Source organism: Alteraurantiacibacter aquimixticola (assembly GCF_004965515.1).
Taxonomy (GTDB): domain Bacteria; phylum Pseudomonadota; class Alphaproteobacteria; order Sphingomonadales; family Sphingomonadaceae; genus Alteraurantiacibacter; species Alteraurantiacibacter aquimixticola.
This window is the reverse complement of the sequence record NZ_SSHH01000004.1, coordinates 122,232-143,353: the sequence shown is the minus strand read 5'-3', so window position 1 is coordinate 143,353 and position 21,122 is coordinate 122,232. Positions and strand designations below refer to the sequence as shown.

The following is a 21,122-nucleotide window of genomic DNA, read 5'->3' as shown; positions in this document are numbered from 1 at the left end:
CAGCTGCAGTGCAAATGTCCGAGAAACCCCAAGTCTCATGGAGCCAGCATAGAGCAGGCACCTTATGACCCGGTTAACTCCCGCCTAGGGGCATCAAGACAATAAGTCTTTTGTTTCAACTACTTCGTAACCCAACTCTCGCGCCACCGCGGGATACGTTACCGCGCCAGCATGCACGTTGAGCCCTTGTGCGAGATGCGGATCGGCCCGCATCGCCTCGCGCCAGCCCATATCGGCAATCCGCAGTGCATGGGGCAGGGTCACGTTGTTGAGCGCATAGGTGCTGGTGCGCGCCACCGCGCCGGGCATGTTGGCGACACAGTAATGGACGATTTCGTCGACGATATAGGTGGGGTCGTCATGCGTGGTCGGACGGCTGGTCTCGAAACACCCGCCCTGGTCGATCGCGACATCCACCAGCACCGCGCCCGGCTTCATGTCCTTCAACATTTCGCGCGTCACCAGCTTGGGTGCCGCGGCACCGGGGATCAGCACAGCCCCGATCACCAGATCCGCCTGGCAGACGGCGTCATAGAGGTTGGCCTCGTTGGAAAAACGCGTTGCTGCGCGCGATTCGAAGAAGGTGCCGACGCGTTCAAGCACTTCGGGATCGCGATCGAGAATGGTGGTATGCCCGCCCATCCCGGCGGACATCTGCGCCGCGTTGAAGCCGACGACGCCGCCGCCGATCACCACCACATTGGCGGGCAGCACGCCGGGCACGCCGCCGATCAGCACACCGCGCCCGCCATGCACTTTCTCCAGCGCATTGGCCCCTGCATGCACGCTCATGCGCCCGGCCACCTGGCTCATGGGTTTCAGCAGCGGCAGCGTGCCGCCCGGGCCGGTCACGGTCTCATAGGCGATGCAGGTCGTGCCAGACTTGACCAGGTCGGCGGTCTGTTCGGGATCGGGGGCGAGGTGGAGATAGGTGTAGAGGATCTGTCCTTCGCGCAGCTGCGCACGCTCGTCAGGCTGCGGTTCCTTCACCTTCACCACCATGTCGCATTCGGCGAAGATCGGCGCGGGGCCGTCGACGATCCGCGAACCGGCGGCCGTGTACTCGGCATCCGTCGCACCGATGCCCAGGCCCGCGCCGGTCTCGATCCACACTTCGTGGCTATGCGCGACCAGCTCCTTGGCGCTCTCGGGCGTCAGGCCGACACGATATTCGCGGTTCTTGATTTCCTTGGGGCAGCCAATGCGCATGGGATCGATACTCCAAAAAGCTGTGAGCCGCGCGGGAGGTATTCCGAGATCGTCTCATTTGCAACAATTCCGCCGACGCCCAGTCGTGACTTAATAGCGGCGAGTGGATATTTTTAGTAAATCTACGAGCTGGACAGTACTCTCAATTGAGATGATGCTCCGCATTGAAATCGAGTCGCCATAGCAATCGATAGACAAATAATTACAGATCTAACGATTTACAACCACCGCAATGCGGAGGGCAATTATGGCTGGAATATTGAAAGAAGCCATGTGGATACATGGCCATAGCATGAAAATCGAATATGAAAGCCGGATCGAGCGCAGTTGGCGCGCGGGCTTTTACATTCGTGTTGTCGGCAGGCCAGGAACAACCAACTGGTTCCATTTCCACATTCCCACCCCTGTAATCGTCAAGGACAAGCGCTTGATGGTCGATTCGGCCATGCTGCGCTTTCGCTGCGGATCGAATCGCACCGCAGTCACCAATGTCCACGTCTATGACGGCGAACGGAAGATCGTCTCCTATGACGGGCTGAGCGAACGCCCGACCGGGAGCTTTGCCTTCCGCCGCTACAATGTACCGGGCAAGCCGGATATTCGCTGGGGTGCAGGCATTTCCGTGGGGGTGAGCTTTGGCACCGGGACCGATGCTGAGCGAACGATCGAGTTCAGCTCTGCCGGGGTCGACTTCAATCTCTACGAGACGCTGAACGTTCATGTGAAGACGCTCACCGCGCCCAATATTCCCATCGACACCATGTTCGATGCCATGCGCCAGGTTTACGAGCCGACCGGCATCCGCGTTGTGCGGGCGAGCGACGAGACGCTCAATCTTCCCGCGCTCAATATCTGCGATGTCGGTAGCTGCGTAAGCGGCAGTACTACGGCGGAGCAGAATACGTTGTTCGGCAACCGTAACAATGTGGGCAACGACGATGTGGTGATCTATTTCGTTCAGGCGACAAACCCGCCCTTCTTTGGCTGCGCGGCGCATCCCAACAACCGCCCTGGCGCGGTGGTGGCGCAGACAGCGACGCAATGGACCATGGCGCATGAGATCGGCCATGTACTCGGCCTCAACCACGTCTCCAACTCCGATCGGCTGATGACCGGGGGAGGTACCAACAACATCACCAACCCGCCGCCTGACCTGACCTCCGGAGAGATCGGGACCATGAAGGGCAGCAACCTGACCATCAATCCGTAACGGGAGGGAATGATGCCGATATCCGAAGAAGACTTGCGGCGCATCCTGACGGTGGAGGAGCCTGTTTACCAGGAAATCGTCGCGCAGCTCAGTGAAGCGGACATTCCCGTCCTCCAGCGTATCGCGCGCGACGAGGGCACGCAGGCAGCAGCAGCGGCGGTCTATACCGCCAGCCTGATGCAGGCGGACCGTGCGCGGGAGATTGTCGTGGAAGCAGCGGAAAGCCCCGACCCGATCCAGCGCGCGGCCGCAGCGAGCGGTATGGAAAACCTTCCCGAACCGATGCTGCTGCGCGCCGCACTGTCGCTGCTCGACCGCGAGGATGCAGCGGTGACCAAGCTTGTGATGCGCGCCGTCGGCACGCCGACGGGGGCCGTTGAACGGCGCCTGCGTGAACTGGGAGAAGGGGCGCAGACACCCGAGCTGCGCGAAATGGTGCGCGAGCGGCTCGGCATGGACAACAATTAAGCAAGGAGGCGTGTGATGCTTGAAAAGGCAATGTGGGCCCATGGTCATTCCATGGTGATAGAATACGAATCTCGCATCGCCTTGACCTGGCGGGCAGGGTTCTACATCAGGGTGGTCGGGCGTGCGGGAACAACCAATTGGTTTCATTTCGCGATCCCGACTGCCGTCATCGTGAATGACAACCGGCTGCGGATCGATTCCGCCATGCTGCGATATCGCTGCAAGTCCAGCCACGCGGATGTGACCAACCTGCACGTCTTCGATGGTGAAACCAAGGTGCTGTCGCGCGACGGCCTCAACCTCTCGCCCACGGCCTGGGACTTCGAACGCTTCGTCTTGCCGGACAAGCCCGAAGTGCGCTGGGGCGTCGGGGTGACCGTCGGGGTGCGCTTCAACGGCACGTCCAACACCGACAACACCATGGAGTTCGCCTCGGCCGGAGTCGATTTCCTGCCCTGAGCCGTGCAATTGAAGCTAGCTGGCGAATTCCTCCAGCCCCGGCACGCTGATCGAACGCTCGCCGCCGAAATCCTCGCGCACCACGATAAGCCCGGTCTTTTCGAGATGGTCGAGCAGGCGGCGGATGCGGCCGGGTGAGGAGGTGCCGTAGACGCGCGCAAGCTCGTCCTCGTCGGGCGCGGTGCGGCCTTCCGCAGCGGCTGCCGCGATGGCGAGATAGGGGGCGAGCACATCGTCCGCCACGCCCTCGGCCAGCTGCTCGACGGCGGCGCGCTGCGCCTCGTCCAGCCGCTCAAGGCCCGCGCTGGCGATGGCGAAGAGGCGCTTGAACTCGGTCATGTCGATATGCGCGGACGCAACGCCGCGCTCGCGGCAGCGTATGGCGAAATTGCGGAACAGGTTGGCGGCGGGCTGGAAGGTTGCACCCTCTTCCTGCGCCATTTCGGCGAGGATGGATTCCACGCCGCCTGCATCCTCGGCGGGAGCTTGCGGTGACGTGCCTGCGGGCCGATCCGCCCGCTCGGCCTTCTCCGCGATGGTCTCTTCCAGCTCCTGCACAGGCGGCTTGGCTACGGGCGCGGGACGCGGCGGGGCGGGCTCGGCAGCTTCCTCCTTCAGCGATGCATGCAGCAAGGCTTCCATCTCGTCTGCGGCCGCCGTGGGCAGGGGCATCAGCCCGGCTGAGGCATTCTTGCCGCCCGTCTTCACCGATCCGATCTTCACCGCCACCGGGCGGCGGCTGATCGCGGGGCCGAGGCCGAGGAAATGGCCGCGTTCGAGATCGCGGATACGCTCGGCCTGCTTGCGGTCCATGCCCAGGAGGTCAGCCGCGCGCTGCATGTCGATATCGAGGAAGGTGCGCCCCATCAGGAAGTTGCTGGCTTCCGCCGCGACATTCTTGGCGAGCTTCGCCAGCCGCTGCGTCGCGACGATCCCGGCAAGCCCGCGCTTGCGTCCGCGGCACATGAGGTTGGTCATGGCGGACAGCGTCATGCGGCGCGTATCCTCGGCAATCTCGCCCGCGGCAGAGGGGGCGAACATCTGCGCCTCGTCCACCGCGACAAGCGCCGGATACCAATGCTCGCGCGGGGCATCGAACAGGGCGGTCAGGAATTGCGCGGCGCAGCGGATCTGCTGCTCGACCTCAAGGTCATCCAGCGAGAGGACCACGGAGGCGCGGTGCTGGCGGATACGCGCGGCCAGCGCCTCGATCTCACGCTGGGTATAACTGCCGCCATCGATCACGATATGGCCGAAATGATCGGCAAGGCTGACGAAATCGCCCTCCGGGTCGATCACCACTTGCTGGACCAGCCCGGCGCTTTCCTCCAGCAGGCGGCGCAGCAGGTGCGACTTGCCGCTGCCCGAATTGCCCTGCACCAGCAGGCGCGTGGCGAGCAGCTCCTCCACGTCGATCATGACGGGTTGCCCGCCCGAATCCCTGCCTATTTCGATTTGCGCCCTCACAGGAGGGAAATTAGGCGAGGCAGGAGCGGGCGGGAAGGCGCTTGCGGCGAGTTATCCAGTGATTGCGACCACCGCACTCACGTCATTCCCGCGCAGGCGGGAATCCAGAGCCACACTCCTCAAGCCAATCGCGTGGCAAGACATTCGCTGCGACCTGTGGAGGCAGGGGATAGAAGCCCATGTCGCGATAGCTCCAACCATAGGGCATGCAGTCCTTCATCGCGGCGCCGTGGAAGTAGAGCTGGAATTCCTTGGGGGCCTCACGGATCGAGCGGAAGAAGCTGTGCTGTAACTCCTGATCGGCTTCGAATTCCGCGAAGGCCTGCGCCCGCAGATGGTCCGCATAGAGGCCGACCAAGAGCGTCGGTATGGCGAGGGCGAGCGCCGCGAATAGCGGGAGCTTCCATTGCGACCATCGGGCGAAGGCCGCAGCGGCAAGGGCAAGCCCACCCAGAGCGATGGCAGGCCAATATGGCGCTCCCAGCCGCGGCGTTCCGTAAGATGCCAACAGCAGTGGCTTGAACGGGCTGCCGAACAGCACCGTCGCCACCAGCAGGAAGGCGATTGCGGAGAGGCCGAGGCTGCCCGGAGTGACTGCGTTACGCAATCGCCTGCCCCTTATCCGCCCGCAAACAGCCCCAGATCGATAATCTCGCCCACGGCCTTCAACCCGGCGTCCGATCCATGCAGGAAGTCCCCCATGTGATAGCCCTCGCGCATCTGTGCCGGGTCGGCGGGGTCGGCGAAGGCCGTGTCCAGCCGCACGGTCGCATCGAACTCGCCCGAATTGAGGATCCAGTTGTTGATCGTCTGGCGCGCGGCTTCGCCTTCCTCGCTCCAGTAGCTCGCGCCCTTATAGGGGCCGATGGGGGAGCCGATCACCTTGATGCCTTTTTCATGCGCGCGGGCGATCAGCTGGCGGTAGCCGGCGATCATTTGGCTAGCGTCGATCTGCGGCTGGTCGAGTGTGAACCCGCCCACGCCGCCCTGCACCGGGCCGTAGCGGTTGCCGATATCGTTGACGCCGACGAAGATGATCATGTGCGTGACATTGGGCAGGCTCAGCACGTCCTCGTCGAAACGCGACAGCGCGCTTTCGCCCATGCCGGGGCTGAGCACGCGATTGCCCGAAATGCCTGCATTGGCGACGGCATATTCCATGCCCGCCGCTTCCAGCCTCTCCGCCAGCACGTCGGGCCAGCGGCGGTCTGCGCCCGGCGTCGAGCCAACGCCGTCGGTGATCGAATCGCCATAGGTCACGATGGTGCCCTGCGCGTCGGGTGACAGCACTTCCACCGTGTGCAGGAAGGCGCGATACATGGCGGTGGAGGCAGGCTCGAAATCCGCGCCCACATGGTTGCCGGGGGCGGAGACGGCGAGCGTGTCGAGGCCCGTGAGGTGGCAGGTGCAGGGGCCGGTATCCTCGGGCAGGTAGAAGACCAGTTTGGCCTTCTGAAAATCCTGCGTTTCAAGGTCGACCACGTCGCTCGCGAAAGGCGCACCGCGCGGGATCACCGCGCCTGCTTCTCCTCCGAAGGTCAGTGGGCGGCTCGATCCGGCAACCTCGTTTCCATCATCGTCGAGCAGGACGATCCGCGCCTCGCCAATGGCGAGCGGCGCGGGGCCATAGCGATTGGTGAAGCGCACGCGCAGCTTGCTGCCGCCTTCGGACAGGCGGATCACCTGGCTGATCGTCACATCTTCATAGGATGCCGCGGCAAAGGGGCCTTCGGTGGTGAGCGGCGCATGCGGACTGGCGGTCCAGCTGCCTACCCATGTGCCCTCGGCGTGATGCTCCGCCAAGGCGGGGGAGGCGGCGGCGAGCAGGCCGGCGGCGATGGCGAGACGGATCATGCGGCTACTCCTTCACGCTGCCACACCCAGTAATTCGCGCCCCAGCGCTCCTCCAGATCGGCGAGGCATTCGCGGTGGATTTCGCGCACGCGTTCGGGCGTCATGTAGTCCGCCGGGTCGATCTCCTCGATGGTGAGGGTCGACTTGTCCTCATAGAGATGTTCGCCCTTCAGCAGCGCGTTCTCGTCATAGGGCCAGATGAAGGCCTGCAGCGAATGGACGAGGTAGAGCCCGTCATCCTTCTCCACCTTGTGGCCCAGCTTCTTCAGCTCGGCACCGGTGGACATCTGGTGAAACCACATCTCGTCGGCAATACCCCAGTCGGCCACGGCGACCTTGTCGCCCGAATTCCACAGCACGATCTCGCCGATGCTGGAGTAGAAATCGAACACGCCCTTGCGCCCCTTCACCTGGAAGGGGCTGTCGCCCCAGGTGATGTGATAGACCGGATCGTCCGCCATCATGTCGGGCGCGGTGATCTCCTCGAACATGGCCGCGCCTTCCAGGTGCACGTGGCGGCAATAGTTCTTCAAGATCGCGCGGTGATGCGGGTTGGTGGTCTTCTCGAGCAGGTCGAGCGTGGGGTTCATGCAGTCATAGACCGCCTGTTCGTATTTGCTGGCCATGGATGTCCTCTCCTCTTGGCAAAGAGGTTGGCACAGCCGAGCCGCAGGTGGAAGAGGCCTTGTCGGCGGTGCCCTAGAGCGGGTTGCCATCCCGGTCGCGGTAGATTTCGCGGCGGCCGACATGGTTGGCGGGGCCGACGATGCCATCCTCCTCCATCCGCTCGATCAGCTTGGCGGCGGTGTTGTAGCCTACGCCCAGCTGGCGCTGCAGCCACGATCCGGAGGCCTTCTGGTTCTCCCACACGATCTGGCAGGCTTGCAGGTATTTGCGCTCTTCCGGATTGTCGGAGGCGGTGAACTCGTCCTCGAAATTGAAGCCGCCATCTTCCGGCTCCTCGGTCACGGAATCGACGTAATCGGGCTCACCCTGCCCGCGCCAGTGGCTGGCGACCTGCTCCACCTCCTCGTCGGAGACGAAGGGGCCGTGAACGCGCTTCAACGCGCCCGAAGTGGGCTTGAACAGCATGTCACCCTTGCCGAGCAGCTGTTCAGCGCCCTGTTCGCCCAGGATGGTGCGGGAATCGATGCGGCTGGTGACGTTGAAGGCGATGCGGGTGGGCAGGTTGGCCTTGATGACGCCGGTGATCACGTCGACCGAGGGGCGCTGCGTCGCCATGATCAAGTGGATGCCGGCGGCGCGGCTCTTCTGCGCCAGGCGCTGGATAAGCACCTCGATCTCCTTGCCGACGGTGACCATCAAATCGGCCAGCTCGTCCACGATCACCACGATCTGCGGCAGCACTTCGTAATCGAGCTGGCTCTCCTCGAACAGTTCCTCGCCCGTGTCGGGATCGAAGCCGGTCTGCACGCGGCGGCCGAGCGGCTTGCCCTTGGCGGCGGCGGCCTTCACGCGTTCGTTGAAGCCGCCGATATTGCGCGCGCCGATATCCGACATCATGCGATAGCGCTTCTCCATCTCCTCGACCGCCCATTTCAGCGCACGGACCGACTTGTGCGGCTCGGTCACCACCGGGCTCAGGAGATGAGGGATATCGTCATAGCTCTTGAGCTCCAGCACCTTGGGATCGATCAGGATCATGCGGCATTCGGTGGGGCTGAAGCGGTAGAGCAGCGACAAGAGGATGCAGTTGAGGCCGACCGACTTGCCCGAACCGGTGGTGCCGGCGACCAGCAGATGCGGCATCGCGGCAAGGTCCGCCACCACGGGTTCGCCTGCGATATCCTTGCCGAGGATGATCGGCAGGCTGCCCTTGGAATCGGCGAAGGCTTCCGATGCGACCATTTCCTTGAAGCTGACCATCTGCCGGTCGGCATTGGGCAGTTCGATGCCCATCACCGTCTTGCCCGGAATGGGCGAGACGCGGGCGGAGATGGCGGACATGTTGCGCGCAATATCCTCGGCAAGGCCGACCACGCGGCTGGCCTTGATGCCGGGTGCGGGCTCCAGCTCGTACATGGTCACCACCGGGCCGGTGCGCACGGCGGTAATCTCGCCCTTCACGTTGAAATCGTCGAGCACGTTTTCGAGCAGGCGGGCATTCCTCTCCAGCGCCAGCTTGTCGAGCGCGGGGGCCTGATTCTTCGGCGGATCCTCCAGCAGGTCAAGGCTGGGCAGGTCGTATTCGGCGAACAGGTCCTTCTGCTTGGCCGTGTTCTGCTTGGCAGGCTTGGGCGGGGCGGAGGGATCGACGATTTCGGGCGGCTTGCGGTCCGACGGGGCGAGCGTCACCGGCTCCGGCTTCTTCTCCGCCGCTGCCTTGCGTTTCTCGGCCTGTTCCTTGAACGGATTGGCGGTGCTGCGCGGCAGGGCAGGGGCGCGCTTCAGCCATTCGGGCAGGGTCAGCAGGCCCGCCCAGTCGATCGCGAAGACCTTGCCCGCAAGCAGCGCGCCGCCCAGCAGCGAGGCCGCACCGCCTGCAAGGATGGTCCAGAATTGCGCAGCTTCGGGCAGCCGTCCGGCCAGCGCGTGCAGGCCGCCTTCACCCAGCAGGCCGATGATGCCGCCGGGTCCTGCGGGAAGCGGCCAGCCCTGCGATTCGCTCGTCAAAGCGAGTGCGACCGAAAGCAGCGTCATGCCCGCGAGCAGCACCAGCACGGTATGCCACCACTTGCGCTGGACGATGGGATCCTCCTCCTCGTCCAACCGCTCGGAATCGCGCCACAGCTTGCGCGCGAAGGCGTAGAGCAGCGGCAGCAGCAGGACGGAGACGAAGCCGAAGGACCACAGCGCCCGTTCGGCCGCCCATGCACCGGGCTTGCCCATCCAGTTCTGCACCACCTCGCCCGCAGCGGTGGACGGCGAGGGATCGGTCTGGCTGTAGCTGATCAGCGACAGGGTGAGGAAAGCGAGCAGCGCGAACAGGATCACTGACCCGCTCATCTGCATGATGCGCGCCAGCGAGCGGCGAAACGCCACTTTCCAGTCACTTGCCTGCGCCGAATTGCGGGCGCGTGTCGCCATGATCGATGTTCCTATTTCGTCCCGCGGGCGCGCATTGTGAATCCTTGGCGAGTCCGCGTCAAATCTTTTGCTTTTCGCCTGCCCATCCGGGCAGGCGTCCTCGCTAGACGGGCAGGCAAGCTGCCCCCGCTGCGGGCGGCCGTTCGGCCTATGACTGCCGTGACTTCAAATTTCCGTCATTGTGAGGACCCCGGACTAGTTCCAGGGGACGCGGCAATCCAGGGCGGGATTGTACAGCGGTCAGCTCAACCCATCGATGGCGGCCCAGTGTTGCCAATCGAGCCGCCTCGCCTTGGCCGCATCCATCCCGCCCAGCGCGATCACCGGCATCTGCGCATGCTTTGCCAGCATGCGGAAGCGCAAGGGGCTGAGCGATGGCGCGCCTGGGTGGCTGCGGGTGGCAAAGGCGGGGGAGAGCAGCGCGGCATCGGCGCCCATGCGGTTGGCCTGCGCGATCTCCGCCATGTCATGCACTGTCGCCAGCCGCAGCAAATCGTCGCGGCGCGGATAGAGCGCCAGTGGTGCGCCATAGATCCCGTCCGCGCCCCATTCGCGCGCCGTCAGGGCGCTGTCGGCCAGCACCACCACATGTCCGCGCCGCCGGGCAAGGGCAGCGAGCTGGAAATAGCGTTCCACCCGCTCGGCATCGGGCAGGTGGTAGTGGCGATAGATAAAGCCGCTCCCGCGCGGCAGGCGGGCGAGAGCTGCCTCCAGCGCGGCGTCGTTGCGCTGGTCTGACACCAGCCAGAGATCGGGGAAGGACTGGATCAAAGCCATGGCCGCGCTATAGCGCGCGCATGAGCGCAAATGCATCCCATCTTCTGGCCGAAGTACAGGGCGAGATCGCCAAGGCCTGCACAATCGCCCGCCGCGAGCCTTCCGAGGTCACGCTGATTGCCATCAGCAAGACGCATGATGCCGACGCCATCGCCCCGCTGCTCGATGCCGGGCACCGCGTCTTCGGCGAGAACCGCGTGCAGGAAGCGCAGGGTAAGTGGCCGCAGCTCAAGCAGCGTTACGAGGGCGTGGAGCTGCACCTCGTCGGCCAGCTGCAATCGAACAAGGCCGATGATGCGGTGGCGCTGTTTGATTGCATCCACTCGCTCGACCGGCCGAGCCTGGTGAAGGCGCTGGCGAAAGCGATGGAAAAGGCTGGCCGCCGCATTCCCTGCTTCATCCAGGTCAATATCGGCGATGAGGAGCAAAAGGGCGGCTGCGCGATCGCCGATGTTCCCGCCTTGGTGGAACAGGCGCGCGAAGCCGATATCCCGCTCGCCGGCCTGATGTGCGTTCCGCCCCTCGGGATCGAACCCGCGCCCTTCTTCGCCCTGCTCGACAAGCTGGCGCGCGACGATGGCCTGACCGGCCTCAGCATGGGCATGAGCGGGGACTACCCCACCGCCATCATGCTAGGCGCAACGCATGTGCGCGTGGGCACCGCGCTGTTCGGGGAGCGGGGTTAGCGGCTTTCAGCGCTGGGGAGGCGTTGCTTGAGCCATGCGATGGCGATTTCCGCTTCGGCTTCGTCCAACCCATGCATCACGGTCACGCTTCTCCCACCATAGCTGAAACGGATGCCACCCTGCTGGAATGGAAAGAAGGGCGGCGCACTTGGCTGCAATGATGGAATATGCATTCCGAACATGCTGCCTGCCGGCCTAAGGTTTCTCATCTCGCGCACGTTATAACGACGGATGCCGGAGAGCAGGGGCATGGCCCAGCGGAACTCCAGCCCGCCATGGCGAACTGCCAAACGCATTTTTCCAGCCAGCAACCAGCCCAGCCAGGAGAGGGCAAAGGCGAGGCCAATGACCCAGCCAACCAGCCAGACGAGCAGGAAAAGCTGGAATTTCTCCGAATTGAAGAGCGCATTTATCGCTGCGATGCCGCCGAACGACCAGCCTGTCAGCCAAAGCGCCAGAAAGGGTATCACGAACAGCTTCACGACCCAGCCGTTTTGGCCTCTCGCAACCAGCCATTCACCTTCGCCATCTTGCAGGATATCGAAGCGTGGGCCGCGGACGGGTTCGAACTCTTCTTTACCACTCATGCCTGTCCCCCCAATTCCATGCGTGTGCTCGGCGCACTCTACTCCGCCGCCTCCACCTTCGGCTCGCCCGCCGCAATCGCATCGAGCAGCGCCTGTTCGACCTTGGCCAGACGGTCCTTGCTGTAGATCTTGTCGCCCAACAGGTCGGTCACATAGAAGGTGTCCACCGCGCGCTCGCCATATTGGGTGATGTGGGCGGAGTTGATGATCAGGCTGCATTCGAACATCGCGCGCGTCAGGCGGTTGAGCAGCGCGGGGCGGTCGGTGGCGTTGACCTCGATCACAGTGAAGCGTTCGGACGCCTCATTGTCGAACAGGATCAGCGGGGCGATGCGGAAATGCTCCGCCCGCGTGCGCGGCAGCGGGCGTGCGGCGAGGCTGCCGACCATGTCGATCTTGCCCATCAGCGCATCCTCGATCTTCTTCTTCAATCGAGTGAGCTGCTGCTCTTCCTTGAACGGCTTGCCGAGCGGGTCCTGCACCAGGAAGTTGTCGACCGCCTTGCCGACCTTGGTGGTATGGATGCGCGCGTCGATGATGTTCGCGCCCGCCAGGCTGATAGCGCCGGCGATGCGGAAGAACAGGCCGGGATGGTCGTCGCCCATCACGGTGATCAGCGTGGCGCCGCGCGCCGGGTAATATTCGGTGTGGATGGAGAGTGAGTCCTCCAGCCGCTTGGCCGCGGCATAATGCGGCAGGTTGATGGCGATGATGTCGGCAGGTTCGGCCATCCAGTAATCGCGATCGAACCGGCTATCGAGCTCGCCGATTAGGTGCCTGTGTTCGTCACCCAGCAATTCGGCCACCGCGGCGCGCTTCGCCTCGAAACGCTTCTGCCGCCGCGCCTCGTCATCCTCGCCCAACCGCAGGTTCTCCTCGGCCAGCGTGTAGAGCTCGCCCAGCAGCTGCCGCTTCCAGCTGTTCCAGATGCCAGGGCCGACTGCGCGGATATCGACGATGGTGAGCACGGTCAGCTGGCCGAGATGTTCGAGGTCGTCCACCTCCTCGACGAAATCCTCGATCGTCTTGGGATCGGACAGGTCGCGCTTGAAGGCGGTGGCGCTCATCAGCAGGTGATAGCGCACCAGCCAGCTGACCAGCTCGGTCTCCGCCTTGGTCAGCCCCATGCGCGGGCAGATGCGCAGCGCGAGTTCCGCGCCCAGCACCGAGTGATCGCCGCCGCGCCCCTTGGCGATATCGTGCAGCAGCGTGGCGACATAGAGCGCGCGGCGATATTTGAGGCCGGGCAGGATCCTGGTGGCGAGCGGGTGGTCCTCCTCCAGCTCGCCGCGTTCGATCTGGCTGAGCAGGCCGATCGCGCGGATCGTGTGCTCGTCCACCGTATAGTGGTGGTACATGTCGAACTGCATCTGCCCGCCGACCTTGCCGAAATCGGGGATGAAGCGGCCGAACACGCCCGCCTCGTTCATCCAGCGCAGCACGGTTTCAGGGTCCTTGCGCCCGCTCAGCAACTCTAGGAAGGCGGCATTGGCGCGCTCGTCCTTGCGGATATTGCCCTGGATCAGCCCGGCATCGCGGCGTGCCATGCGGATCGTTTCGGGGTGGATTTCCAGCCCCTCGCGCTCGGCAATGGTGAATACCTCGACCAGCCGCACCGGATCGTCGCGGAACCAGCGGTCGTCGGGCGCGGAGAGCTTGTTGCCGCGCAGCATGTAGCCTTCCACCGTGGTTCGCTCGCGCCGGTTGATGAAGCGGTCGAGCAAGCCGCCGCGGCGGACTTTCTTCTGGCTCGTGCGCTCCTCCAGCTGGGCGAGGAAGATGCCGGTCAGATTGCCGACATGCTGGGCCTGCAGGAAATAGAACTGCATGAAGCGTTCGACTGCGCTCTTGCCCGGCCGGTCGGCGTAATTCATCCGCTTGGCGACTTCGCGCTGCAGGTCGAAAGTCAGCCGGTCCTCGCCGCGTTTGGCGATGGTGTGGAGGTGGCTGCGGACCGCCAGCAGGAAGCCCTCGGCACGGCGGAAGGTGCGGTACTCCTGCTGCGTGAACAGCCCCTTGTCGACCAGTTCTTCGGCACTGCGCACGCGGTAGACATATTTGCCGATCCAGTAGAGCGTCTGCAAATCGCGCAGGCCCCCCTTGCCGTCCTTCACATTGGGTTCGACGACATAGCGGCTGTCACCCATGCGCTTGTGCCGCGCCTCGCGCTCGGCCAGCTTTTCGGTGACGAATTGCGCTTCGGAGCCGGGCACCACATCGCCCCAGAAGCGGTCCTCGGCCATCTGGTAGACGTCCCTGTCGCCCCACAAATAGCGGCCTTCGAGGATCGCGGTGCGGATCGTGAGGTCGGATTTCGCCATCCGCACCATTTCGTCGAGCGAACGGCTGGAATGGCCGACGGTGAGGCCGAGGTCCCACAGGAAATAGAGCATCGCCTCGATCACCTGTTCGCACCAGGCGGTGGGCTTGGCCGGCGTGATGAAGGCGATGTCGACATCCGAATAGGGCGCCATTTCGCCGCGCCCGTATCCGCCCACGGCCAGCAAGGCCAGCCGCTCGCCCGCCGTGCGGTTGGCGACGGGGTAGAGGTCGCCCGTCACATGGTCGTGCACCACGCGGATGATCTGGTCGACCAGGAAGGCATAGCCATTGGTGATTTCGTGCCCGGCGGCGGGCTTGTCGGCCAGCCGCTTCGTCAGCTCCTGGCGGCCCTTGTCGAGCGCTGCCCGCAGCAGTTCCACGATCGTCTGGCGCGCGGCTTCGGCGCCATGCTCCTCGATCACCTCTTCAATGGCGGTGGCAAGGGCGCGGCGATCGATGATGGCGCGCTGGCGAGTGACTTTCAGCTGTGACACGGGAGTGCAGATAATGCGGACGCGCGCAATGTGCAAAGCCGATGGGGCCGCAACGCTTCGCCGCCAAGGGCTTTCGCCCTGACGCGTGCTGTGCCATGGCACGAAGCCTGAACCGCAATGGCCCTCCTCTGGAGGCCGGCAGACTTGCAAAAGGCTGACAATGCTCGATTTTCTCGCCGCGAGTGGCGCCAATGTGATCAACTGGGCCGACCTGGGGCTGAAGGAAGGCATCGATCTCGGCTTCTTCACCCTGCGCTATTATTCGCTCGCCTATCTCGCCGGGCTGATCGTCGGCTACTGGCACCTGCGCAAGATGCTCGATGCACCCGGTGCACCCATGGCCAAGCGCCATGCGGACGACCTGTTCTTCTACTGCATGATCGGCATCATCGTCGGCGGAAGGCTGGGCTATGTCGTCTTCTACCGGCCGGACATGCTGGGCACGTGGGAGATGTTCAACACGCTGGGCGGGGGCATGAGCTTCCATGGCGGGCTGATCGGCACGGTGCTGGCGATCGCCTTCGTCTCCTGGCGCGGCGGGCTCTCCTTCATCCGCGTGTGCGATTATATCGCGGTCAATGTCGGCTTCGGCATGTTCTTCGGTCGCATCGCCAATTTCATCAATGGCGAGCTGTGGGGACGCCCGGTCGAATCCGCCGTGCCCTGGGCCATGCGCTTTCCCGGCGCCGGGCCGGAACCGCGCCATCCCAGCCAGCTCTACGAGGCCGGGTTGGAAGGCCTGCTGGTAGTGGTGGTTATGCTTGCGCTCTTCTGGCTCACCCGCGCGCGCTATCGCCCCGCACTGCTGGTGGGCGTGTTCACCGCGGTGATTTCCGCCGGCCGCTTCGTGGTGGAATTCTTCCGCGAGCCCGATGCGCACCTGTCCGAATTCGCCGCGCAGAGCGGACTCAATATGGGCCAGTGGCTGACGATCCCGCTGATCCTGCTCGGCCTTGGCCTCGTGGCCTGGGCGCTGTCGCGCCCGCCGCTCTCCAGCGGCTACGTGCCCTCCGGAGAGGCGAAGGAACCGGAGACCGCATGAGCGAGAGGAGACTCGCCGACAGTTTCCGGCGGCTGATATCCGCCACCGGCCCGATCAGCCTGATGCAGTTCATGGGGGAGAGCAATGCCCGCTATTATGCGGGGCGTGACGCTTTGGGTGCGGAAGGCGACTTCATCACCGCGCCCGAAATCAGCCAAATGTTCGGGGAACTGATCGGGCTGTGGCTGGCCGATCTGTGGATCAAGGCCGGCCGCACAGAGCCGGTGCATTATGTCGAGCTGGGGCCGGGGCGCGGTTTCCTCGCCCGTGATGCGCAGAGGTCGATGAAGCGTTACGGGCTGGTGCCGCGTATCCACCTCGTCGAAGGCTCCACCCGCCTGCGCGACGAGCAGCTGAAGCAGGTGCCGGACGCGATCTTCCATGACGACCTGTCCACCGTGCCGATGCGCGGGCCGATCCTGCTGGTCGCCAATGAGTTCCTCGATGCGCTGCCGATCCGCCAGCTGGTGATGACCGGCGCGGGCTGGCGCGAGGTCATGGTCGATCACGATGGCGAGAAGTTCGCGCTTGTCGCCGGTCGCCAGCCGATGGATGCCGCCGTACCCGAAGCGCGGCGCAAGGCGGAGGTGGGGACGGTGCTCGAGACTTGTCCGGCCGCTGCCGCCAATATGCTCGAAGTCGCCGGTCGGCTGGTGACACAGGGCGGTGCGGCGCTGTTCATCGATTATGGCCATGTCGATCCGCGTTTCGGCTCCACGCTGCAGGCGGTGCGCGCGCACACAAAGCTCGATCCGCTGGAAGCACCGGGGGAGGCGGACCTCACCGCCCATGTCGATTTCGACCAGATGAAGCAGGTCGCCCTCTCGCGCGGGGCGAAATGGGCTGGCACGACCACGCAGGGCGCATGGCTGAAAGCCTTGGGTATCGATCAGCGCGCCGATGCGCTGGCGGAATTCGCCCCGCAGCATCGCGAGGCGCTGTTCTCCGCGCGCGACCGGCTGGTCGATGCGGACCAGATGGGCGAATTGTTCAAGGTAATGGCGCTGGTCGGCCCCGAATGGCCCGATGCGGTGGGTTTCGCCGCCAGCTGAAGCGCGGCGCTAGGGGGCGATCGCTTCGCGTGGCAGGTCGAAGCTGACGGCCAGCCCGTCGCCCTCGAAGCGCCGCTCCCACTTGCCCTGCAGCTGCCCGGTCACGGCGAGCTCCACCATGCGCGAGCCGAAGCCGTTTTCGCCATTGTCCTGCGGGGGCGGGCCTCCCTGTTCCTTCCAGTCGAGCCGCAACGCATCGCCCTCGGCCGAAATCGTCAGCGAAACCCTCCCCTCCTCGGTCGAAAGTGCGCCATATTTGGCGGAGTTGGTGGCGAGCTCATGGAACACCAGCGCCAGCGGAGTGGCCGCCCGGTGGCCGATCGCGCCATCATCGCCATCGACCGCCACGCGCGGCGATCCCTCTCCATCGCGATAAGGAGCGAAGAGGACGTCGAGCAGGCCCAGCAGGCTCTCCCCCGTGCTGCCGTCGGCGGGCCGGACGAAATCATGCGCCCGGCCCAGCGCGCGCAGCGTCTCGTTCACCTTGGCGGCAAATTCGGCATGTTCGGGCTGCTTGCGCGATTCCAGCGAGATCAGCCCGCTGACCACCGCGAAGATGTTCTTGATCCGGTGCGACAGCTCCTTTGCCAGCATGTCGCGCGATTCGGACAGCTTGTGCGCTTCGTCCACATCGGTGATGGTGCCGAACCAGCGGCGGCGGCCTTCGGCGACATTGGCAGGCAGGGCGCGGATCAGCATCCAGCGCCATTCGCCATCGGCGCGGCGCAGGCGGTTTTCCTGTTCGTATGGCTCGCCATTGGCGACCGCCTTGCCCCAGCGTTCCATGATGGCATCGTATTCATCGGGATGGAGGACCCGCTTTCCCGCCTCTTCGTCGAAGGTGCCGAAGCCGGTGAACTCCTTCCACCGCTCATTGAAGTAATCGAACTTGCCTTCGTGGTTCGCGGAAAAGGCCATGTCGGGCATGGAATCGGCCAGTGCCCGGAAGCGTTCCTCGCTGCGGGCGATCTCGCGGCTGGCGGCGCGTTCCTCGCGCCGGGCGGACATGCGGCGCATGGCGGCCTGCGCCAGTACGGCCAGCCCCTCGCGCTGGAATGCGGTGAGCGGCTGCGCATGCGCCTTGGTGTCGATCACGCACAGCGTGCCGAGCGGGGCGCCTTCATCGGAGACGAGCGGCTGGCCGGCATAATAGCGTATGCCCGGGTCGCCGGTGACCAGCGGATTGTCCGCAAAGCGCGAATCGCTGGTGGCGTCGGGCACTTCCAGCATGTCGGCCTGGCCCAGCGCATGGGTGCAGAAGGAGATCTCGCGCGGTGTCTCACGCTCCTCCAGGCCCGTGCGGGCGATGAAGAACTGCCGCTCCCCTTCGACCAGCGAGACTACCGAAACCGGCGCATTGCACAGCTGCGCGGCGAAATTGACGATCGCCTGCAGTTCGGGATCGTCCTCCAGCGCCTCGGCCTCGAATTCCCGCAACACGCGCAGGCGTGCCTCGTCACCCGTGTACTCGGGCGCCGGTTCGCGCATGGCCGCTTGGGGGTGGGAATCGAGCATCGTCTGGGGGACCGTCCTGCCGCGATCTTAGGGCAGGCGGGGCAGAGATGCCAGTATACAACGGCTTGGGCGGGTGAAGCCTGCGCTTTGGTGCTCGCGCGACACGCAAAGATGCTGGACATTGGCACGGCAAGCCATGACAGTCGCGCCCATGCCGATCGGCCGGCCGCTCAGGCGATTCCGGCCCATGGCTGCAAGAGGGGAGAACTATGCTGAAATCGCTCACCGCCGCGCTGGGCGCGGCCAGCCTGCTGGTCGCCGCACCCGCCTTCGCGCAGGAAGAGGCGCGGATCGAACTGATGACGTTCCATTCGCCGTCGGTCGAGGGGAACCTCGAAGGCAATGATGCCAATCGCAAGGTCTATGTCGTGACCCCGCCAGGCTATGACGAGAATACCGATCACCGCTATCCGGTGGTCTATTACCTGCACGGCTACTGGGCGCCGGTCGAAGCGCAGCAGGAAGGCTTCCAGATCCAGGAAGCGGTGCAGGCGGCCTCCGAGGTGGGCGACGATTTCATCATGGTCATGCCCGATGGCTTTTCGAAGCAGCGCGGCGGTTTCTACTCCAGCGGTCCGACCGTGGGCGATTACGAGAATATGGTGGCGCGCGACCTGGTGGGCTGGGTCGATGCCAATTTCCGCACTATCGCGGCGCGCGAGAGCCGTGGCCTGGCCGGCCATTCCATGGGCGGTTACGGCACCATTCGCGTGGCGATGAAGCATCCGGATGTCTTCTCCAGCATCTACATGATGAGCGCCTGCTGCCTGCCGCCGCAGCCGGTCACGGCAGGGCAGGCCGCCGCGATCGAGCAAATGAGCGAGGAGGATGTTGCCAATGCCGATTTCGGCACGCTGGCAAATGTCTCCACGCTGGCGACCTGGTCGCCCGATCCCACCGCCGACAACTTTCTGAAGGTCGACACCGGCCTTCGCGAGGACGGCACGATGGACCCGCTGGTGGTTTATCGCATGGCCGCCAATTCGCCGATGGTGCTGCTTCCGCAATACCTCCCCGCACTGGAATCGCTGGAAGGCTTCGCGATCGATATCGGCGATGCGGACTTCCTGCTCGAAGGCAATCGCGCCTTCATGGCGGAGCTCGACCGCTTTGGCGTCGACTATGAGTTCGAGCTTTACGAAGGCGATCACGGCAACCGCATTCGCGAACGTATCCGCACCCATGTGATGCCCTTCTTCGCGCAGCACCTCGACGTGATGGCGCGGCCGCTGACCGGGGAGTGAGCAGCATGAACAGCACGAAATGGCTCGCCGCTGCGGCGCTGGCTTCGCTCGCCCTTCCCGCCGCCGCGCAGAATATCACCGCGCCCGATGCGGTGGTGCCGGCTGGCATTACCGTTGAAGCGCCGATGGTCCATGGCGCCTCGCTTGAAGGAAACCTCGAAGGCAATGCGCTTGCGCGCGAGGTGATGGTGGTGCTCCCGCCCAGCTATGATGAGGATCCGACGCGGCGTTATCCGGTTGTCTATTACCTCCACGGCTTCGCCATCTCGGGTCGCGATTTCTACGACTATATGCAGGTGCCGACGGCCGTGGCGGAGAATGCCGCTGCGGGGCGCGAGTTCATCGTCGTTGTGCCCGATACGCTGACCGCCATGGGCGGTTCGATGTATTCGAACAGCGTCACCACGGGCAATTTCCGCGATTTCGTCGCCACCGATCTCGTCGCCTATATCGATGCGAACTACCGCACGATCCCGACGCGCGAGGGGCGCGGCCTCGTCGGCCATTCGATGGGCGGATACGGTACCTGGGTCGTCGCCATGACGCATCCGGAAGTGTTCGATAGCATCTGGGCGCAGAGCGCCTGCTGCGTCTCCGCCCGCCGCGAGACGGTGGAGAGCGCCACCGCCATGGCCAGCGTGCCGCGCGATGGCGTCGACCAGTCCGGCTTCGGCATGCGCGCGGGGCTCGCCTCGGCCGTCGCCTGGTCGCCCAATCCCAACAAGCCGCCCTTCTATGTCGACTGGGCGGTGACCGCAGATGGCGAGCTGGACGAAGCGGTGCTGGCGCGCTGGGCCAACAACTCACCGCTCGCCATGGTCTCCAGCCACGTCTCCGCCCTCGAAAGCTTCGACGGCATCGCGCTCGACGTGGGCGAACAGGACGGCCTCATCCGTGACGACACTCTGATCCATCAGGAGTTGGAGAAGTTCGGCATCGACCACTTTTGGGAAACCTACGAAGGCACGCATACCGACAAGATCGGGCCGCGCTTCAAGGACCTCGTCCTGCCATGGATGGCCGAGCACCTGGATATGGGCGAGTGATGGCAGGCAGGACTGACGTTCTGTGACCGGGCCCCGCCTCTCGCTGCTCTCCCGCATCACGCGCCGTTTGCTGGTGTGGCTGTTCAAGGTCCGCGGCTGGCGGGTGGAGGGGCATCCGGTTCCGGAGGGGCGGCGCTGCGTCTTCGTGGCGGTGCCGCATACCTCCAACTGGGACTTCATCGTCTTCATGGGCATTGCCAATGGTGTCGGGATGACGCCTGCCTTCATGGGCAAGCATACTTTGTTCAAATGGCCGATGGGCGGTTTCATGCGCGAGATGGGCGGCGTGCCGGTGGATCGCAGCGCGCCGGGCGGCATTGCCGGCCAGATGGTCGAGGAATTCGGCAAGCGCGAGGAGTTCATGCTGGTCATCGCGCCCGAAGGGACACGCAGCACCACCTCTCGCTGGAAGACCGGTTTCTACCGCATTGCGATGGAGGCGGGCGTGCCGCTCGTCTGCGGCTTTTCCGACAATGCGCGCAAGGTGGCTGGGCTGGGGCCGGCGGTGATGCCGACGGGCGATTACCATGCCGACATGGCGAAGCTCTTTGCCTTCCTTGATGAGGAGACTGCGATCGATGCCAAGGCCATGATCGCCGCCGCCACGGCGGGTCAGGAGCGGATGCAGGGCTGAGGCCGCGT

At 64.5% G+C, this 21,122-nt stretch carries 19 protein-coding genes; 9 read left to right on the top strand and 10 right to left on the bottom strand.

What is annotated here, in order from left to right; all coding sequences use genetic code 11:
• Positions 1-93: 93 nt before the first annotated feature.
• Positions 94-1,209, bottom strand: a complete 1,116-nt coding sequence (gene ald, locus E5222_RS14350; protein WP_136694491.1) for an alanine dehydrogenase — start codon at positions 1,207-1,209, stop codon at positions 94-96.
• Between the two features lie 232 nt (positions 1,210-1,441).
• Here ald and E5222_RS14345 point away from each other — a divergent pair, with 232 nt between their 5' ends.
• Genes E5222_RS14345 through E5222_RS14335 form a run of 3 tightly spaced genes read left to right on the top strand, consistent with a single transcriptional unit; the run spans position 1,442 to position 3,346 of the window.
• Positions 1,442-2,419 carry a DUF6623 family protein gene (locus E5222_RS14345; RefSeq protein WP_136694490.1) on the top strand — a complete coding sequence of 326 codons (978 nt, stop codon included), beginning with the start codon at positions 1,442-1,444 and terminating at the stop codon, positions 2,417-2,419.
• 12 nt (positions 2,420-2,431) lie between these two features.
• Entirely contained in the window at positions 2,432-2,887 is a 456-nt protein-coding gene (locus E5222_RS14340; RefSeq protein WP_136694489.1) for a hypothetical protein, read from the top strand.
• A gap of 15 nt (positions 2,888-2,902) precedes the next feature.
• Complete coding sequence (locus tag E5222_RS14335) at positions 2,903-3,346, top strand: DUF6623 family protein (protein ID WP_136694488.1); 444 nt, start codon at positions 2,903-2,905, stop codon at positions 3,344-3,346.
• Between the two features lie 15 nt (positions 3,347-3,361).
• On the opposite strand, the gene E5222_RS14330 is transcribed toward E5222_RS14335, so the two are convergent.
• The 6 genes from E5222_RS14330 to E5222_RS14305 all read right to left on the bottom strand — a co-directional run bounded on the left by E5222_RS14330 (position 3,362) and on the right by E5222_RS14305 (position 10,492).
• Positions 3,362-4,813: a helicase HerA domain-containing protein gene (locus E5222_RS14330; RefSeq protein ID WP_136694487.1), complete on the bottom strand. Its 1,452-nt coding sequence runs from the start codon at positions 4,811-4,813 to the stop codon at positions 3,362-3,364.
• 82 nt (positions 4,814-4,895) lie between these two features.
• The gene (locus E5222_RS14325) at positions 4,896-5,420 is read right to left on the bottom strand and encodes a hypothetical protein (protein ID WP_136694486.1); all 525 of its coding nucleotides are present in this window, start codon (positions 5,418-5,420) and stop codon (positions 4,896-4,898) included.
• An 11-nt stretch (positions 5,421-5,431) separates the two neighbouring features.
• Positions 5,432-6,667: an SGNH/GDSL hydrolase family protein gene (locus tag E5222_RS14320; protein ID WP_136694485.1), complete on the bottom strand. Its 1,236-nt coding sequence runs from the start codon at positions 6,665-6,667 to the stop codon at positions 5,432-5,434.
• A complete protein-coding gene (locus tag E5222_RS14315; protein WP_136694484.1) occupies positions 6,664-7,293 on the bottom strand; it encodes a hypothetical protein in 630 nt (209 codons plus the stop codon). The genes E5222_RS14320 and E5222_RS14315 overlap by 4 nt, the downstream gene beginning before the upstream one ends.
• A gap of 73 nt (positions 7,294-7,366) precedes the next feature.
• Complete coding sequence (locus tag E5222_RS14310; RefSeq protein ID WP_136694483.1) at positions 7,367-9,715, bottom strand: FtsK/SpoIIIE family DNA translocase; 2,349 nt, start codon at positions 9,713-9,715, stop codon at positions 7,367-7,369.
• A gap of 240 nt (positions 9,716-9,955) precedes the next feature.
• Positions 9,956-10,492, bottom strand: coding sequence for a thiamine phosphate synthase (locus E5222_RS14305; protein WP_136694482.1), 537 nt, complete (start codon positions 10,490-10,492; stop codon positions 9,956-9,958).
• Between the two features lie 20 nt (positions 10,493-10,512).
• Between E5222_RS14305 and E5222_RS14300 the strand changes: the two genes are divergently transcribed.
• Complete coding sequence (locus tag E5222_RS14300) at positions 10,513-11,178, top strand: YggS family pyridoxal phosphate-dependent enzyme (RefSeq protein ID WP_136694481.1); 666 nt, start codon at positions 10,513-10,515, stop codon at positions 11,176-11,178.
• On the opposite strand, the gene E5222_RS14295 is transcribed toward E5222_RS14300, so the two are convergent.
• Together E5222_RS14295 and E5222_RS14290 are read right to left on the bottom strand one after the other, a co-directional pair.
• The gene (locus tag E5222_RS14295; RefSeq protein WP_136694480.1) at positions 11,175-11,765 is read right to left on the bottom strand and encodes a hypothetical protein; all 591 of its coding nucleotides are present in this window, start codon (positions 11,763-11,765) and stop codon (positions 11,175-11,177) included. The two genes, E5222_RS14300 and E5222_RS14295, sit on opposite strands and share 4 nt — an antisense overlap.
• Positions 11,766-11,803: 38 nt before the next feature.
• The gene (locus tag E5222_RS14290; RefSeq protein WP_136694479.1) at positions 11,804-14,581 is read right to left on the bottom strand and encodes a [protein-PII] uridylyltransferase; all 2,778 of its coding nucleotides are present in this window, start codon (positions 14,579-14,581) and stop codon (positions 11,804-11,806) included.
• A gap of 160 nt (positions 14,582-14,741) precedes the next feature.
• Here E5222_RS14290 and lgt point away from each other — a divergent pair, with 160 nt between their 5' ends.
• Complete coding sequence (gene lgt, locus E5222_RS14285) at positions 14,742-15,623, top strand: prolipoprotein diacylglyceryl transferase (protein WP_136694478.1); 882 nt, start codon at positions 14,742-14,744, stop codon at positions 15,621-15,623.
• The gene (locus tag E5222_RS14280; protein WP_136694477.1) at positions 15,620-16,675 is read left to right on the top strand and encodes a class I SAM-dependent methyltransferase; all 1,056 of its coding nucleotides are present in this window, start codon (positions 15,620-15,622) and stop codon (positions 16,673-16,675) included. The genes lgt and E5222_RS14280 overlap by 4 nt, the downstream gene beginning before the upstream one ends.
• Positions 16,676-16,684: 9 nt before the next feature.
• On the opposite strand, the gene E5222_RS14275 is transcribed toward E5222_RS14280, so the two are convergent.
• Entirely contained in the window at positions 16,685-18,190 is a 1,506-nt protein-coding gene (locus E5222_RS14275; protein ID WP_246021804.1) for a PAS domain S-box protein, read from the bottom strand.
• 209 nt (positions 18,191-18,399) lie between these two features.
• Between E5222_RS14275 and E5222_RS14270 the strand changes: the two genes are divergently transcribed.
• Genes E5222_RS14270 through E5222_RS14260 form a run of 3 tightly spaced genes read left to right on the top strand, consistent with a single transcriptional unit; the run spans position 18,400 to position 21,114 of the window.
• Positions 18,400-19,434, top strand: a complete 1,035-nt coding sequence (locus tag E5222_RS14270; RefSeq protein ID WP_136694476.1) for an alpha/beta hydrolase — start codon at positions 18,400-18,402, stop codon at positions 19,432-19,434.
• A 5-nt stretch (positions 19,435-19,439) separates the two neighbouring features.
• Complete coding sequence (locus E5222_RS14265) at positions 19,440-20,480, top strand: alpha/beta hydrolase (protein WP_136694475.1); 1,041 nt, start codon at positions 19,440-19,442, stop codon at positions 20,478-20,480.
• A 22-nt stretch (positions 20,481-20,502) separates the two neighbouring features.
• Positions 20,503-21,114, top strand: coding sequence for a lysophospholipid acyltransferase family protein (locus E5222_RS14260; RefSeq protein WP_246021803.1), 612 nt, complete (start codon positions 20,503-20,505; stop codon positions 21,112-21,114).
• Positions 21,115-21,122: the final 8 nt, after the last annotated feature.

What these genes read in the sequence shown, in the direction of transcription:
- E5222_RS14320 (WP_136694485.1), bottom strand. Translation starts at nt 6,667, where the DNA reads ATGATCCGTCTCGCCATCGCCGCCGGCCTGCTCGCCGCCGCCTCCCCC.
- E5222_RS14340 (WP_136694489.1), top strand. Translation starts at nt 2,432, where the DNA reads ATGCCGATATCCGAAGAAGACTTGCGGCGCATCCTGACGGTGGAGGAG.
- E5222_RS14270 (WP_136694476.1), top strand. Translation starts at nt 18,400, where the DNA reads ATGCTGAAATCGCTCACCGCCGCGCTGGGCGCGGCCAGCCTGCTGGTC.
- ald (WP_136694491.1), bottom strand. Translation starts at nt 1,209, where the DNA reads ATGCGCATTGGCTGCCCCAAGGAAATCAAGAACCGCGAATATCGTGTC.
- E5222_RS14265 (WP_136694475.1), top strand. Translation starts at nt 19,440, where the DNA reads ATGAACAGCACGAAATGGCTCGCCGCTGCGGCGCTGGCTTCGCTCGCC.
- E5222_RS14315 (WP_136694484.1), bottom strand. Translation starts at nt 7,293, where the DNA reads ATGGCCAGCAAATACGAACAGGCGGTCTATGACTGCATGAACCCCACG.
- E5222_RS14345 (WP_136694490.1), top strand. Translation starts at nt 1,442, where the DNA reads ATGCGGAGGGCAATTATGGCTGGAATATTGAAAGAAGCCATGTGGATA.
- lgt (WP_136694478.1), top strand. Translation starts at nt 14,742, where the DNA reads ATGCTCGATTTTCTCGCCGCGAGTGGCGCCAATGTGATCAACTGGGCC.
- E5222_RS14305 (WP_136694482.1), bottom strand. Translation starts at nt 10,492, where the DNA reads ATGGCTTTGATCCAGTCCTTCCCCGATCTCTGGCTGGTGTCAGACCAG.
- E5222_RS14300 (WP_136694481.1), top strand. Translation starts at nt 10,513, where the DNA reads ATGAGCGCAAATGCATCCCATCTTCTGGCCGAAGTACAGGGCGAGATC.
- E5222_RS14280 (WP_136694477.1), top strand. Translation starts at nt 15,620, where the DNA reads ATGAGCGAGAGGAGACTCGCCGACAGTTTCCGGCGGCTGATATCCGCC.
- E5222_RS14335 (WP_136694488.1), top strand. Translation starts at nt 2,903, where the DNA reads ATGCTTGAAAAGGCAATGTGGGCCCATGGTCATTCCATGGTGATAGAA.
- E5222_RS14275 (WP_246021804.1), bottom strand. Translation starts at nt 18,190, where the DNA reads ATGCTCGATTCCCACCCCCAAGCGGCCATGCGCGAACCGGCGCCCGAG.
- E5222_RS14295 (WP_136694480.1), bottom strand. Translation starts at nt 11,765, where the DNA reads ATGAGTGGTAAAGAAGAGTTCGAACCCGTCCGCGGCCCACGCTTCGAT.
- E5222_RS14310 (WP_136694483.1), bottom strand. Translation starts at nt 9,715, where the DNA reads ATGGCGACACGCGCCCGCAATTCGGCGCAGGCAAGTGACTGGAAAGTG.